The following is a 15,993-nucleotide window of genomic DNA, read 5'->3' as shown; positions in this document are numbered from 1 at the left end:
CCGAGAGAACAAAAAACGCCGGCGGTACAACGCTGGCGTTTTTTGTTGCCTGTCCTACTGGGTGCGGGATTGGGGCTGCAGCAGGCTGCCGATTTTCTCAGCCAGGCGGCGAACCAGGGGCAGCACCACCAGGCTGAAGATCAGGGCGGCGGGCCAGCTGAGGAAAAAGCTCATGCGCCAGGCCGGGAAAAAGGCGCGGTCTGGTGACAGATTGATCCAGGTCATCAGGCCGGACATGAAAATGCCCATCGCCAGGGTGCAAAGTAGGCTGGTCAGAAAGGTCTGGAAGAGGTTCATTTCGGCGCCCTAACGGTTTTTTGATCTTGATGCAAAGGCTACAATGATCCATTAATGGAAAAAATAACCAATATTGGAAACATGGATCCCACTTTTGGAAATATGGATGATCTGCACCTCTTCTGTCAGGTGATCCACGCGGGCTCGCAACTGAAGGCCGCAGAGCAACTGGCGATGCCGGTCTCCACCCTCTCACGTCGTCTGGCAGCGCTGGAGAAGCGGCTGGGGATCCGCCTGCTGGAGCGGCGGGGCAGGGAGCTGGTGGCCACGGAGACCGGAAACCAGTTCTATCGGCGTCTGCATGACGATCTGGGACAGTTGCAGCAGCAGTTGGAGCATCTGCTGGCCAACGAGAACCGGATCCACGGTCACCTGCGCCTGATGGTGCCCTATACCCTGTACCAGCGCAGCTATGCGCCCATCTTGCTCAATTTCTTGCGGGACTTTCCCGATGTTTCGGTCGAGCTGACCCTCAGTCTGGATGGCGCCGTGCCCCAGACCGACCGGGATCTGGTGATCGGGTTTGAGCTGGGCCGCAGTCAGGATCTGATCGTCCGGCCCCTGCTGGCCTCCCCGGTGGGCGTGTTTGCCAGCCCGGACTATCTCAACCGCCGGGGCACGCCGGAGCGCCTCAGTGCCCTGCTGGCCCACGACTGGATCCGTCAGTTCGATGAGAATTCGGTGTCGGTGATCCTGGAGGGCGAAAACACATCGTTTCAACCCAGGACGCGCCTGGTGGTGAATGATCTGCGCACCAAGATCGATGCCGCCTTGGCCGGGCTGGGGCTGGCCCTGATCCCCTACTCCCTGCTGCCGGAGCAGGGGCTGATCGAGGTAATGCCAGAGTTGCAGATCCCGCCCCGCCAGGCCTACCTGAGCTATCGGCAACGTGAGCATCAGCCCAGGGCGATGGCCCTGCTGATTGAGCGACTGGTCGCTGCCCTGGACATGGCGCAGCCGGCGTAAGGCGGTCGGGTTATTCCATCAGATGCTGCTCCAGGAAGTGGACGATCTCGCCCATGGCGGTGAGCCGGTGGGCTTCGGTATTGAGGGTATGGCTCCCCTCCTCCAGCTCCACATAGCGAACCACCTTGTCATGACGCTTGAGGGCGCTGTGCATTCTGCGGCTGTGGGAAACGGGCACCACGTTGTCCTGATCACCGTGGATCAGCAGGACGGGGCGTTGCACCCTTTCGGCCTGGCGGGCGGGGGAGGCAGCCTCCAGTCGTTGCTGATCCTCGCCCAACTGTTTCTTCACCAGATCGCCATTGGCGTAGGCCTGTTTTTGATCCACCAGTAACGCGAGATCGGTGACCGGCGCAAAGCTGGCGGCACAGCGGAAGGTTTCCGGGTGTTTAACGGTGGCCATCAGGGCCGCATAGCCGCCGTAGCTGCCACCGGCGATGCAGATCCGCTCTGGGTTGGCGATCCCCTTGTCGATCAGAAACTGGGCGGCATCCTGCAGGTCGTCCTGCATCGCTTCGCCCCAACGACCGATCGCTTTCCTCGCAAAGGCCGAGCCATAGCCGCTGGAGCCACGGAAATTGGGTTGAAACACGGCAAAGCCGCGCCCCGCCAGAAGGGCAGACCAGTAATCAAACTGGCCCCAGGTCCGGGCCCGAGGGCCACCATGGGGCAGGATCACCGTGGGCAGAGAAGCGTCTTTGGCCCCCACGCCCACCGGCAGGGTCAGGTAGCCTTCGATGGTCAGGCCATCACGGGCGGTGTATTTCAGTTTGCGTTTACCCGCGTAGGTCTGCTCGCTGATCTGGGGGTAGCGGCTGCCCACATAGTCGAGGGTACCCGCCTCCCGATCCCCCAGGTAGTAGTCTCCGGGGCTGGTGCGACTGGTGGCGTAAAGCACATATTTACCCATGTCGTCGCTGAAGGCGACCAGGCGATTGCTGCTCTTTGGCAGCGCCTTGTCGATGGCTTTCTGCAGCTTCTGATAATCCTTGTCCCAGTAGAGCACCCCATTGGGCACGTTGCCGTGGCGGATCCCCACGGCTTTACCACTGCTGGGCGAGTAGATCAGCGCCCCATCGATGTCGTAGCGGGGATCGGCGAAAAAGAGGGTGCGCTTGGGGCGCTCGCCACTGAGGTCCACCTGAAACACGGCAAAGCGCCCCTCATGTTCGGCGCGGATATAGAGCCGATTGGGGTCCAGATCGAAGCCGAGGAACTGGATCTCGGGATCCTTGAATGCCTGGTATTGCCACAGCACCCGGTAGTTTTCTCCGGTTTCGTCATACAGGTGGTAATAGATCTGTTCGCCCTCCCGGCCCCTGCCCAGTCGCAGCCGGCCCTGGCGGTCGGTCCACCATTGGCTGATGGCTCGGTGGCCCCGGTGCACGCGGAACTGCCGGCCGCTGTTGAGGTTGACCCGATAAAGAGAGGGATTCAGGGGAACATCGATGTCGATGGCCATCAGTATGTGGTCGGGATCGTCGGGCAGCCAGTCCACCACATGATCGGTAAACTGGGGGCGGTGACCACCAAGCTCGCCGACGTTGTCCTTCAATCGGACCACGTCCCTCGGGGCCTTGTCCCTGCCCATGGTGATCTTCTGCAGTCGATGGACCCGGTAACGGATATCGTGATGGCGCACCGAGCGGCCGACGCTGAACACCAGGGTGTCGTCATTGGCCCAGCGATACCAGTTGAGGAAGTGCTCCAGGTTGTCGGTTTTCACCACCGCCTGAGACTTGCCCGCTTCCAGATCGTTGACCACCAGAACCTGGTATCCCTTGATGCTGCGCAGGGCCGAGAGGTAGCGTCCCCCCGGCGAGAGCTGCACCTGACTGTAGTGGGGCAGGCCGGCATAGGCTTCCAGGGGCAGGGGCTCTGAGGCCTGAGCCAGCGAAGTGGTGAGCCAGGTTAGGAGCAAAGCGAGTAAAAATTTTTCCTTCATAAGGGGCCGTCCGTTGGCGTGTTTATGTTTAGGGTAATGTTAAATCATATTTATATACAGTATGTTAACTGAATGCCGTTTCCGCCTGAGGTGGAAGTTCTGTCCCTGATTGAGTCCCCGCTCTGACTGGTGTGCAGCCTTGTTGCTCGGGACCCGTCCTGCCTAGGTCATCTTCATCGCCCACTGAAAGGTGCTGTTCAGCCCAGGCTCCGCGCCCACCAAGTTAAAGGTTTGCTAGCGGCGAAAGCGCAGTTCAACGGGGCCCTCACAGATCGCCAATCGCAATGGTGGCGATCACCGCGCTGCATTTATGCTGGTGTTTTCCGTTGGGCTGGGATGCGTCGATGAAAGTGAAATATGGGGTGTGGGTGATCGCTGCGCTGGCGGCGGTGTATGCGCTGGGCCGGCTGGGGCCGCCGACCGAGCGGGTTGCTCAGCGGATAGAGGCGTGTCAGGCCGACTTGGCGGCGTTGCCTGAGTTCCTGCTGACCAACGACACCGGCGCGCCGGATCACTTAGCGCAAAAAGGGCAGACCCATTTTGACCGTGCAATGGCGAAAGCAGAAGCGGCCGCAGCTAAAGCCAGGAGCGCCCAGCAGTGCGACCGCGTGCTGCGCAATTACCTGAAGGCCTGGAGAACGGTGCATCTGGGCGTGAGGTCATCGCGCAGTTCTAACTTCAATCTATTTGCTTGGCTGCGGCACAGGCTCAGCGGGCCTCGCCATTTGCCCAACGTCGAGTCGCTGTCAGAGGAGACCTTGCTGATGGTGCTACCGGGCTTTGGTTATGCCCAGGGAGAGGCTCTGAAAACGCTTATCGAGGAACAGTCGATGCTGCTGGCGCGCCATCCTAACTGGATCATCGACGTGCGGCGAAACGGCGGCGGCTCGGACAGCAATTTTCAGCCCCTGTTGCCCTATCTGCTGAACGACGAGGTAGCGGTGAATGCGGTCGAGTATCTCTCGACCCCGGCCATTATCGAGGGGTACCAGCAGGTTTGCCGCTTTTGGGCACGCAATGATCCACAGTGTGAGGCCAGGGCCGCCGCGATGAGAGAGAAACTGGGCGCGGTGGCCGAAGGTGAATACAGCCTGTTGGGGCGGGAGCCGGTGGTGAAGTTCCAGATCCCGCCCGCCTCGTTTCAGCCTGAGCGGGTGGCGGTATTGACCGATCGGGGTTGCGTCAGCTCCTGTGAGCAGTTTGTGCTGACGGTGCGACAAAGTGACTTGGTGACCTTACTGGGTCGGCCGACATTGGGAGCGCTGGATTATTCGAATCTACGCCCATGGGTCTTTCCTTCGGGTCAGCGTACATTAATGTATGCGACCACCCGTCGTGCCGGTTTGCCCGAGACCTCGATAGACAGAACCGGGATCCTCCCGGATATTGAGCTCGACAAGCTGGGGAACCCAACCGAAGAAGTTGAACGGGCCCGGCGCTGGCTGGAGGGCGGTTCGTTGGCACCGAGGTCAGCGCCAGGATCATAACGGGTGATCCAAACGGCAGTCGGCGGGGTTTAAAGCCGATGCCGCATTCATATTAATGGGGCTCGAATGCGATTGTGCTTTTGTGCCCGATCCGAGGCTGCGTACACTGGGATCCGGGCCGCAGCTTGGGAGCCGACATGATCCAGATCCAGTCACTTCGTTTTACCCGCCAGGATGGCGAGCAGATCCGCACCATCTTCGCCGATCTCAACCTGGTCATCGAGCAGGGCCAGCACTGCGCCCTGGTCGGTGACAGCGGCAGCGGCAAGACCACCCTGATGAACCTGCTGGCGGGGCTGGAGCCCATTCAGCGAGGGCAGATCCGCATTGGTGAGCACCAGCTCGATGCCATGAGTCCGGATCAACTGGCCCGTTACCGGCGGGAGATCGGCATCGTGTTCCAGGGCTTTCAACTGCTGCCGGCACTGACCGTACGCCACAATATCCTGCTGCCCCACCGCCTGCGCTTTGGCCATGATCGCGCCGAGCAGTTGACGCCGCTGAGCGAAGCACTGGGCCTGGAAAAGCTGCTGGATCGCTACCCGGACCGCCTGTCCGGCGGCGAGCAGCAGAGGGTGGCGGTGTGCCGGGCGTTGATCCACGGGCCCAAACTCATTCTCGCCGATGAACCCACCGGCAACCTGGATGAGGGCAACAGCCAGGTGGTGGTGCGTCAGTTGCGGCGACTGGCCGAGGCGCAAAACGCCACCTTATTGATGGTGACCCACAGCCAGGCGCTGGCGGCGCAGTTTCCCTATCGGCTGCGTTTGAAGGATCAGGATCTTAAGTGGCAGGTCGTGTCATGATGACTAAGACGATGAGTCGTCATTGGTTGATCCGGGACTTTATCGCCCTGAGCCTGGGGGACATGCGCCGCCACCGTTGGCTGTATCTTTGGTTGTTCCTCGGCCTGCTGCTGGCCGGGGCCCTGCTCAGTGGGGTCGAGGCCCTGAACCGGGCGGCCAAACAGAGCTTTGCCCGGGCCGACTCCGGCCTGGCGGTCCACTATCCCTGGCGGGTCCACTCCCTGGTGGATGGCCAGTTCGTCCCCCGCGAGTTGTATCTGACGCTGCGCCGAGCGGGGATCGATGCCCGGCCCGTGCTGCAGCAGCGGTTGATCCTGCAGGATGGCACCGGGATCCGTGTGCGGGGCATTGTCCTGCCTCCGGCCCTTTTGCAGGGGCGCGGGCAAGGGCCGCGGGGCTGGCGCACGATTGTCGATGAGCAACGGGCGGCCCGCTCCGGCTGGCGCGAAGGCCAGGTGCTCTATAGCCTGTCCGGCGCTGCCCTGCCGCCCCTGGAGCTCAAGCGTGACGTCGGCCCCTGGCTGTTGATGGACATAGGTCAGGCGGCGCCCCTGCTGGGGCCGGTCGAGGATCTCAGCTACCTGGAGCTGCCGACGCTGAGTGATCAGCAAAAGACCTGGGTTGAAAGCCTGCTGGGACCCGATCGGGTGCTCAGCGCCATGGCCCAGGCGGGCAACAACAACCTGCTTTCCGCCTTCAGCCTGAATCTTACCGCGCTCTCCACCTTGAGTTTCCTGGTGGGCCTGCTGCTGGCTTTCCATGCGTTGGAGCGCCTGGTGCAGCACAGATTGCACAGCATCGGGATCCTCAATCAGCTGGGCTTTACCCGCCGTCAGTGGCGGGGGGCGCTGATCGCCGAGTTGGCGATCTGGTCGGCCCTGGCCGGTCTGCTGGGCAGTGTGCTGGGCATTCGTCTGGCCCGGTTTCTGGCCCCCGGGGTATCCGATACCCTGGTGACCCTGTATCAGATGGACAAGCCACTGCAACTGGCCTGGAGCTGGGGCCATGGCCTGCTCTGCGTGGCGATCCTGTTTGTCGCCTTGCTGGCGATGATCCTCTGGCAGTTGCGCAGTGAAACCCGCAGTCGACGTTGGCACGGCGCGGCGGTGATCTCTCTGGCAGTGGCGGTGGGTTTGTTGCTGTGGTTGGCGCGGGATCAGTACGCCGCCCTGCTGCTGGTGGCCTGCACCGTGGGGCTGACCATCTTGCTGGTGCCCGTGGTGCTGGGGCACGGCAGTGCGTTGCTCGGCCGCCTTGCACCTCGGCTCAATGCACCCCAGGCCTGGGCTCTGTGGGACTTGCGCAGTGCCAGTAAACGCCTGGTGATCCCCATTGTCGCCATCACCCTGGCGCTCTCCTCCGCCATCGCCACCCGCATCCTGGTGGGCAGTTTCGAGCTGGCCCTGACAGACTATCTGCACAGCCGACTGCACGCCGATATCTACCTGTACGCCGATGATGCGACGCTCAGCAGGCTGCGGCCTAAGCTGGAGGCGTTGCCCCAGGTTCAGCGTTTGCAGACCCGGAGCCAGCGAGAGGCTCAGTTCCAGGGCCAGCCGCTGGATCTGATCGGCTACTCGGGCGAGGACAGTCCGCCCTGGCAGTTTATGCAGTTTAAGCAGGTGCAGAGCGACTGGTGGGCGCAGTTGGCGGCGGGCACCGGCTGCATCGTCAATGAGCCCATGGCGATGCGTCATGATCTGGGGCTGGGTCAACGGTTATCGCTGAGCAGCGGTGCCAGTGAGTGGACCTGCCTGCTGGCGGGCGTCTACTACGACTATGGCAACCCGAGGAGTGAAGTCACCCTGTGGCAATCCCGCATGGCCCAGCGGTTTGGCTCGGCCCCCTCCGATGGCTATTCGCTCATCCTCCATGACAAGCAGGCCATCGAGCCCACCCTGGCCCAGCTGCAACGCCAATATGGCTTCTCCAGCTCCTCCCTGGTGGCCCAGGCCACCCTGCGTGAGCAGGCCAACGGCCTGTTCAAGCGCACCTTTGTGATCACCGATGCGCTGGCCTGGCTGACCCTGTGGGTGGCGATGATCTCCTGGTTTGCCTCCCTGGCGGCGCAACAGCGGGGCTGGGAGCGGCAGCAGGCGGTGGTGGCCTGCCTGGGGATGACCCGAGGGCAGATCGCCACGGCGCGCCTGTCGCAACTGGCCTGTCAGATCGCCCTGGTGGCCGTGACCGCTATCGCCTCCGGTCTGGTGCTGGGCTGGCAACTGGTCAAGGTGCTCAACCCCCTGGCCTTTGGCTGGAGCATGCCGGTGGCCCTGGGCAGTGGTGATTGGCTGAGCGGCTTGCTTGGCGCCTGTTTGTTGCTGCTGGGGGTGGCCGTGGGCCCCATCTGGTGGCGCTCGAAAGTCGGTTTGTCGACGGAGCTGTCCCGGGAGGAAGCCTGATGAGACACCTGTTTCTGATCTGTCTGAGTGGGTTGCTCTGTGCCTGTCAGCCGGCGGCTGAGCCGGAGCCGGATCCCCGTCGCCTCAGCCTGGGCAAGGCGGTGGTGCCGGGGACGCCTCTGCAATTCCCTGGGGATCATGGCCCCCACAATGACTATGGCATCGAGTGGTGGTACATCACCGCCAACCTGACCGACCAGCAGGGACGCCATCACGGCGTGCAGTGGACCCTGTTCCGCTTTGCCGGGGAGGGGCAGGTGCAGGCCGACAACCCCTGGTGGCAGGGACAGTGGTATATGGGCCATCTGGCCTGGTCGCCGCCGATGTCCGTGGGCAAACACCGGGCCTGGGAGCGCTGGGGGCGGGGCGGCAGTGGCACACCACAGACCGCCCAGGCCGGGGTACAGGCCGAGCCCTTTGTTGCCTGGCTGGATCACTGGCAGCTCAGCAGTACCGGTGACGCCTTCCTGCCCCTGCAGTTACAGGCCTCGGAGGGCGAGTTCTCAATGAACCTGACGTTGTCGGACAGTCCGCGCGTGGCCCATGGTGCCGACGGTTACAGCCGCAAGAGCGCCGATGATGCCCTGGCCTCCTTCTACTACAGCTATCCGCTGTTAACGGTCAGTGGCACCCTCAGGGGGCCGGACGGTGACTACCGGGTGCAGGGCAAAGCTTGGCTGGATCGGGAGTGGTCGTCGGCGTTTCTCAACGACGACTACGCCGGTTGGGATTGGCTCAGTGTTCAGATGGACGATGGCGAAGCCCTGATGCTGTTCTGCATGCGCCCCTCAGCTGAGGCCTCGGCAGACAAGCTCAACTGCGCGGGCTCGGTGATCACCCCGGAAGGGCGTCTCTGGCCGCTGGAACATGAGGCGATCATCTGGCAGGCCACCGATTGGTCGACCCTGGATGATGGCACCTATCCGGTGGCCTGGCGGCTGGCGGTGACCGATCCTAGGCCGGAAGCCGGGGTGCGCCGCTTCGTGGTTCAGACTCGAAGCCGGGATCAGCGTAACCAACTGGCGTTTCCCTACTGGGAGGGGCCGGTGCGGATCCTGGATGCTGACACGGCCCAGGAGCGGGGCGTCGGATTTATCGAGATGACAGGCTATCAGGTAAGGTAAATGCGGACCCTGGCACAGGGGCGGTATGTCTCCCGGGCCCCTTGCCTGGTGAGCCTCATAGCTCCTTTAGAGGGATAGAGCATGCATTCGAGGCTAGGTTTTCACCCTAGGAACGACTGGATCCGTGCCTTGTTTCAGGCGGGTAAAACATAAAAAAGGAAGCCTTTCGGCTTCCTTTTTCATCATTCACTGTTGCATCAGAAATTGTAGGCAACGCCCAGTGAATAGCTACGGCCAACATCACCATAGCGCCTTGCGATATCCCCTTCGTGATAATCGTAGCTGGCATCATCGAGCAGGTTGCTGATGGAGGCGGTGAAGCGCAGTTTCTTGGTGGGTTTGTAGGTACTGCTGAGCCCGAGCCGGTGAGTCGCTGCCCGAATGTGCTCGGTGCGCGTTTCGACATTACGGTTCACCATGTACTCATCCCGGTAGGTGTAGTTCATCCTGAGATCAAATTTTCTGACACTGTAGTAGAGTGACAGGTTGGCGTTATGCTTGGAGACCTGTTTGATCAGGTCCTTTCTCGAGTTATCCAGGAAGGTGTAATTGGTCCGCATACCGGTATTGCTGAGGAAGCCCGGCAGGAAGCCAAAGGGTTGCATCATGTTGAGCTCAAACCCTTTGAGGACCACGCCGTCGCCATTGCGATAGGCATCGGTGGTGATCTCGTCTTCGATGGTATTGATAGGGTTACCATCGATATCATAGATGGGCAGACCGATGACCTCGCCCTCATCATTCGTGTACGGAATGATGTCGACATACCACTTGTAGTTCAGGGACTTGAGGTGTTTGTAGAAGGCCGACACGGCAAACAGGGATTCCGGCGTGTAGTACCATTCCCAACTGGCGTCGGCGGTATCGGCCACCGTGGGCTCGAGATCCGGATCCGGAGCATTGATATTGCCTTTGAAGAAGCCCCCCTCGTCCTTGACATTGTGATCGACCTTCATCTCCAGCCCCGCCAGGCTGGGGCGGGTGATGGCACGCCCGGCGGCCAGACGCAACGCCATCTCAGGGCCGATATTGAAGTTGATGGTGGCACTGGGCAGCCAGAAGTCGTAGTCGCGATCAATGGTGACGTTATCACTGATGGTCTTGAACTGGAGCTTGCCATCTTCATCCATTACCAAGCCATCCGTCCACACGGCCCCCTGGCCGGTGGAGGTTTGGTTGGTGCGGACATAGCGTACGCCAATGTTACCGTAGGCAAATCCGGCATAGTTGAAGTCCAGGCGCACGTAAGCGGCGAGGTTGTCCTCCTGCAGGGTGTTATCGGCCAGCTCCTCATAGGCGCCGTACCCAGGGGTGCCTTCGATAATGTTGACCAGGTTTTCCCGGCCGAATGTGTCGAAGAAGTGGTTGGCATCCGGGGCCAGCCAGGGCAGCAGGTTAACGTTGCCGCCAGTGCGGCCGTCAAACCAGTCACCTCGGGCCGGGGTGACGACGGAGTACTCATGTTGATAGCCGTCACCGTAACGGTAGAGGAACTTGTCGACATCCGACACACTCATGGTCAGCTTACGCTGGAGCCTGGTTCGGTCGGTCTGCGCGAACATGCCGCCGACTTTAAGCTTTTGCAGCTCCAGGTTGTCCCCCACGAAGGTATCCAGCAGGTAGGTGAAATCCAGGTTGCCGGACAGGGAGGTGTTGTCGTTTTCGGTGCCGTAGTTGGCCCCGCGAATGCGGGCCCCGGTATAGGTTTCCGGGCTGAGGAAGAAGTCTGCCGCATTGGGATCGTTGTAGATCATCGCCCAGGGTTGGCTGGTGGACTGCTGGTAAAAGGTCATCGAGGTTGTCTGGGTCTTATCGGCGATCACCGACGTGAACTGCTCACTGGATGACACCGAATAGGTAACCCCGCCCAGTAGCTGCCAGTTATAGCTTTCATACTTGGCTTCGAAGCTGGAGGTCCAGGTTTGTACCTCGTTTTCACTGGGGGAGGATTCGACATCGACGGCCATATTGTCCAGGGTGAAGTCGGTGAGGAAGTAGCGACCATCCGCCGAGCGGACATAGCTGTCCGGGGTCAGGGCCCGCATGTTGTTGCGGGTGGTAGCGTTGTTGGGGATCAGGAAGTTGATGGTATTGCTGTTGGCCTTGGTCTGGCTCTGGGTGTAGAAGGTCTCCGCCAGCAGGTTCAGGCTGTCGGTGGGCCGCCACTCCAGGTTGGTAAACACCGCCTGGCGCTCCCGCTCGCTGTTCTTGAGATCATATCTGCGATAGGGGGAGCCAAACACCTCCACCGGGCCCTCCTCTCCTGCGATCTCCAAGCCCAGGGATTCAGAGTCATAGGGCCCCCGGTTACCATTATCCCCGGTATTGGTATTTTGGTTATGGCTGACGCTTCTGCCGGCATCCAAACCAAAACTGAAGCCGAATTCACTGTCAAAGAAGTGATCGGAGAACAGGAAGTTGGTGCTGTAACCGGGCTCGTCACTGTTATCCGAATAGTTGGATTTCACCCGCAGGGAGGCGCGCCGGGTCTTGTAATCCAGGGCTCGGTGGCTTCGCATATTGACGGTACCGGCGATCCCCCCCTCGATCAGATCCGCCGAGGTGGACTTTTGCACCACGACCGAAGAAACGAAGGCGGTGGGCATAATCGAAGCGTTGAAGCTGCGGCTGCCTGACGTCGTGGTGATGGGGCGGCCGTTGAGTACCGTGTTGCCATAGCCCCCGGGCAGGCCCCGGATATTCACTTCGCGAACGGTGCCGTCGTCGTCCCGGCCAACCTGGACGCCACTGATCCGCTCGAGGGAGTCACCAATATCGTCATCGGGGAAAAAACCGATCTCATCGGCGGAGATGGCGTCGACGATCGCATCATTAAAGCGTTTTTCGTTCAGAGCGTTGCTCAGGCTAGCCCGGGTCCCGGTCACCTTGATGACTTCGATCTCTTCGTTTGTTTTTTCGTTTTTTTTCTCGACTTTGGCATCGTCTTGCACCTTGACCGGCTCCTCCGCCAGGGCGTAAGTGGGGCCTGCCAAAATCAGGGCAATCAAAGTCGACAATGACGACAACTGTAACTTTCTGTCACATTTTCTCATCACGCTATAAGTCCTTTATCTAGTCGCTCGGTCGTCGCACGTTGCGACGATGTGGTTGGCATGGTGGCGGAAAAGATAAGGATTTGTTGCCAGGCAAGCTTCCCATTGGCTGGACTGGGTTGTCAATGACGCCGACCGCCTAATCTGAGTTATTTAATGTAAGTCTTGGATTTTACTTTTCTTTACGACGGGGGGCTGTGTTCACTTGTTGGACAGGTGATAGCCTTGTAGGCGGCATGTAAGTGGTGTGATAACGGAATTTGTCTGTGTGTTATTTGTGGGGGCGGGTTGGCCCCTGAAGAATGCTAACGAAAAACAGAGATTAGCAAAGGCTTGCCATGATACTGGCTGCGGCGGTGCCGATAGCATTGTGGGAAGCTGGAGGATACAGAATGAGTAAACTAACACGACAGGGACGGTTGACCCTCTTGGCATTCAGCCTGGGGGTCGTTGGTTTGGCGAATGCGGCCCCCCAGAATATCCTGTTGATTAGCATGGATGGCGTGAATCCCGACTACTTTGCCACGGGTGTCAGTCCCACCCCTTTACTTGGCTTGGAGACATTCAAGTCGGGGGCCTACTACTTCAAGGATGCCCACAACGTCACGACTTTGCTTGCCCCCTCGACCAACGCCATCTTGACCGGTGAGTACCCATCCGTCAGTGGTATCAAGGGGTTGAGTCAGGTTTGGACCAGCCCCTCGGCGACCCTGCCGACCCTGCTCAAGCAAAATGGCTATTTCACTGGCGGGATCGGGGATGCGACTTATCTGACGCCTTACTACCCCTATGACGGTTGGGATGACTTCCGTGAATCGATGCTTGTGGACTTGGACAACGATCCACTGACGCCGGACGAGGAGTTCTTCGATCGTGATCCAGACATGTATAAGCACTGGGCAGCGCAGGCCTTTGCGCCGACGGCGACCGGTGGTAAGCCCTTTTTCTACCTGGTGAGCATCACGGATCCCCAGCGGGATTTCTGGGATCCGGATCCGACCGTGGAGCAGCCCGCACCGGGTTACAACTACGTTAATGGCTCTGCAACGTTACCGGCGTTGAAGGCGCCTCTGGTGGACGATGACTCGGGCAATACCAAAAAAGACGTGAATCGGTACCTGTCGACCCTGTCCCGCGGGGACCTGGCGCTGGGCGAAGTGCTGACGGCACTGGAAAACAGCAGTTACGCCGACGATACCCTGGTGGTGTTCTACTCCCCTCAGTCTTGGTCCATGCCCTATGCCGACGGCAACCTGTGGCACAACAGCACCCGCATGCCTCTGCTGATCAAGGCCCCCGGGGCCAGTGCAGAGATGGAGTTGGGCGGTTTGACCTCGTCGCTGGATATCCATGCCACCGTGCTGGACTATGCCGAGGTGACGGCCGACAGCAAGGGATACTCCCTCAAGGCTCGGCTGGAGGACAGCAATGTCGCGTCGCCACGCAATGTGATCTTCACTACCCACTCGGAAACGGTGGGAGGGGTTGCCACTGAGATGCGTTCGGTGATGGCCGATATCGACGGCACCCGCTACCACTACCTGTTCAATCCCTGGTCTGAGAAAGCCTTCGTCAACGAGGCCCGAACTTCGGCCCTTGTTACCATGGACTCTCCCGCATCGGCATCCAGCCCTGCTTTTGGCGAGATGTCATTGGACGATAAGGATTACTACTATTATCGGGTTCGCCATGAGCTGTACGATGTCAGTGTTGATCCCGATGAGCGCAATAACCTGATGCTGCAGACTCCGGACGGTTCGGCGGCAATATCTGTTGCGGATCCTGAGGCGAAAACTGAGCAGGAGATCGCCTTGGAAGGGGTATTGGCGCAACTGCGTTCTCTGATGAAGCAGGAGATGGTCGCCAGCCGGGATCCTATCCTCAGCGCCTTTGTTAATGATCACAACCTGCCCTGGGTGATGAATCAGCACTGGCTGCGTAGCGAAGAGTCACGATTTCGGCGGCAGATGAGTCGCACAAGGGGCGTGGATAATGCGCCGGTCGAAAGCTTTGTGGAAAACGACTTCTATGTAGTACAAGCCGATACCGAATTAATGGTGAGTAATGCCGAAGGTGTGAAGGCCAATGATCAACTGCTGGCCGGTGTGACCGCGAAGGTGCGACTGACCGAAGCGCCGAGAGTGGGACGCCTGCTTGAGTTGACAGAAGAGGGCGGCTTTTCCTATCTGCCAAGGATCAACTATCAGGGCGTCGACGCTTTCCGCTACGAGTTGGTTGATGATTTGGGTGTGCAGATCGGTGAAGGTGAGGTGACGCTGGAGGTGCTGGGTGAGCAGCCGCCGGAGCTATTGCTAGACGAGACCTTTGAGGGCTTTGTTTTCAATAGCGCGATGGGCGGCAGTGAAAACGAAGAAGCGATGCCAGAGCTTAATGGCTGGCAAGTGAATACCATCAAAGACGACCTTCTTGTCCGGGACTGGGGCCGTATTGGTGCGGGTCTTGGGATCACATTACGCAGATCCAATAGCAGCATGATGCGGATACTCTCCACCGAGGGATACCGGGATATCGTTGTGCAGTATGGCCGCTGGCGTCAGATTAAATCTTCTCATCCGGATCCTGGGGCTTATGCGGCGATCGAATGGTCCGCCACGCCAGATGATGAGAACTCTTGGCAAGCCCTGGAGTCTTGGGACGATAGTGTTTCCCAAACAGCGAGCGAGGGTCCAGATCGTCGGAACGTGCGCACCATCCTGCTTCCCCCCCAGGCCAATGATAAGTCTGAGTTAGCGCTTCGCTTTACGTCGGTTTCACCGAAGAATCAAGCGCAAAGTCGCCTGGATGTCGATAACGTGTCTGTGTCCGGTATTGCACTCGGTGAGGATCTGCCCCCTATCTTCGAAGCGGGCGCTCTTAAGCCCGCTAAGGTGGACTCGCCCTACCGTGACGCGCTGCTGACGGACTTCTTCTATGATCTCAACGGTCGGGATCTGGTGTTTGAAATCATCGAGGGACCTGAGTGGCTGACCATTGACCCGGCATCGCCCCATGAGTTGGCGGGCACGCCGACGGAACTGGGGACCTTTGAGTTCCGCGTCAAAGCCAGCAATATCATTCCTAACTCCGAGGTCAGCTTTTCCAGCGAAGGCACCCTGTCGGTAACCGTGCTTAAGGCTAATGAGACCGTGATGTTTGTTTCCGGCCTGGAGTACGAGACGAAGGCGGAGGCACCGTTCACTGGGCAACTGGTGGCGTTTGACGCCGATAGTGATCCCCTGGTGTTTGGCCTTGAAGGTGAAGAAACTTGGCTGAAAGTCGGCAAGGACGGTGCGCTCAGTGGTATGCCCCTGGAGTGGGAACACGAGGGTGAGCAGCGCTTTACCGTATTCGTCGATGATGGCTACCAGAAGGTGACGGCCGAGCTGGTGATCCAGGTGGCGATGCCTGATAACCGGCCACCTAAGTGGTCCAGTGGTACTTTGTTCGGCGCGTATGAAGGCCTGGAGTACCGCGAGGATCTGAATAACTACGCCCGTGACCCGGATCGGGATGAGGAGCTGCTCTTTACCCTGGTGAAGCCGACTGACCGCGTATTCATTGATGTCAATGGATACGCGATTGAGAAAGTTGCCAATGAAGGTTGGCTGCAAGTCAACAATGATGGCACGGTTTCCGGCACACCAACTGTGGTGGATTGGCCGGAGAACGCAGCCAAGCGAGTTGACTGGTACTCGGTTTGGGTCACCGATAAAGATGGAGAGACGGTGGGGAAAGCGATTCAGATCCAGGTCAAGCGCAGTGTCGTCGAACATGATGACGATAGCGGTAGCTTCGGTGGTTACTTGCTGATGTTGCTGGGCCTGGGGGCGTTGACTCGACGTCGTCTGCACTGAGTAGGACGAAGCCTCTGGTTTCACTCTATTGGGGGGGAAGCCTCCCATTGAGATGAAAA

The 15,993-nt window shown here is 59.7% G+C and carries 9 protein-coding genes; 6 read left to right on the top strand and 3 right to left on the bottom strand.

Features of this window, described 5'->3' with window-relative positions:
- Positions 1–54: 54 nt before the first annotated feature.
- Positions 55–297, bottom strand: a complete 243-nt coding sequence (locus AC2D8U_RS02595) for a DUF2798 domain-containing protein (RefSeq protein WP_484617478.1) — start codon at positions 295–297, stop codon at positions 55–57.
- 54 nt (positions 298–351) lie between these two features.
- Here AC2D8U_RS02595 and AC2D8U_RS02590 point away from each other — a divergent pair, with 54 nt between their 5' ends.
- The gene (locus AC2D8U_RS02590; RefSeq protein WP_484617477.1) at positions 352–1,263 is read left to right on the top strand and encodes a LysR family transcriptional regulator; all 912 of its coding nucleotides are present in this window, start codon (positions 352–354) and stop codon (positions 1,261–1,263) included.
- Between the two features lie 10 nt (positions 1,264–1,273).
- Here the strand turns inward: AC2D8U_RS02590 and AC2D8U_RS02585 are convergent, their stop codons facing one another.
- The gene (locus AC2D8U_RS02585) at positions 1,274–3,208 is read right to left on the bottom strand and encodes an alpha/beta hydrolase family protein (RefSeq protein WP_484617476.1); all 1,935 of its coding nucleotides are present in this window, start codon (positions 3,206–3,208) and stop codon (positions 1,274–1,276) included.
- 344 nt (positions 3,209–3,552) lie between these two features.
- Here AC2D8U_RS02585 and AC2D8U_RS02580 point away from each other — a divergent pair, with 344 nt between their 5' ends.
- The 4 genes from AC2D8U_RS02580 to AC2D8U_RS02565 all read left to right on the top strand — a co-directional run bounded on the left by AC2D8U_RS02580 (position 3,553) and on the right by AC2D8U_RS02565 (position 9,027).
- Positions 3,553–4,695 carry a S41 family peptidase gene (locus tag AC2D8U_RS02580; RefSeq protein ID WP_484617475.1) on the top strand — a complete coding sequence of 381 codons (1,143 nt, stop codon included), beginning with the start codon at positions 3,553–3,555 and terminating at the stop codon, positions 4,693–4,695.
- Between the two features lie 137 nt (positions 4,696–4,832).
- Positions 4,833–5,501 (top strand): ABC transporter ATP-binding protein, encoded by a 669-nt coding sequence (locus AC2D8U_RS02575; RefSeq protein WP_484617474.1) that lies wholly within the window; start codon positions 4,833–4,835, stop codon positions 5,499–5,501.
- A complete protein-coding gene (locus AC2D8U_RS02570) occupies positions 5,498–7,903 on the top strand; it encodes an FtsX-like permease family protein (protein WP_484617473.1) in 2,406 nt (801 codons plus the stop codon). The genes AC2D8U_RS02575 and AC2D8U_RS02570 overlap by 4 nt, the downstream gene beginning before the upstream one ends.
- Positions 7,903–9,027: a lipocalin-like domain-containing protein gene (locus tag AC2D8U_RS02565; RefSeq protein WP_484617472.1), complete on the top strand. Its 1,125-nt coding sequence runs from the start codon at positions 7,903–7,905 to the stop codon at positions 9,025–9,027. Before AC2D8U_RS02570 ends, AC2D8U_RS02565 begins: the two co-directional genes overlap by 1 nt.
- A gap of 197 nt (positions 9,028–9,224) precedes the next feature.
- Here AC2D8U_RS02565 and AC2D8U_RS02560 read toward each other — a convergent pair whose 3' ends face one another.
- Positions 9,225–12,080, bottom strand: a complete 2,856-nt coding sequence (locus AC2D8U_RS02560; protein WP_484617700.1) for a TonB-dependent receptor — start codon at positions 12,078–12,080, stop codon at positions 9,225–9,227.
- 392 nt (positions 12,081–12,472) lie between these two features.
- Between AC2D8U_RS02560 and AC2D8U_RS02555 the strand changes: the two genes are divergently transcribed.
- Positions 12,473–15,934 (top strand): sulfatase-like hydrolase/transferase, encoded by a 3,462-nt coding sequence (locus AC2D8U_RS02555; RefSeq protein WP_484617471.1) that lies wholly within the window; start codon positions 12,473–12,475, stop codon positions 15,932–15,934.
- Positions 15,935–15,993 lie beyond the last annotated feature (59 nt).

It is taken from the genome of Ferrimonas sp. YIN67, assembly GCF_057219095.1.
This window is presented reverse-complemented; position numbering and strand designations above follow the sequence as displayed.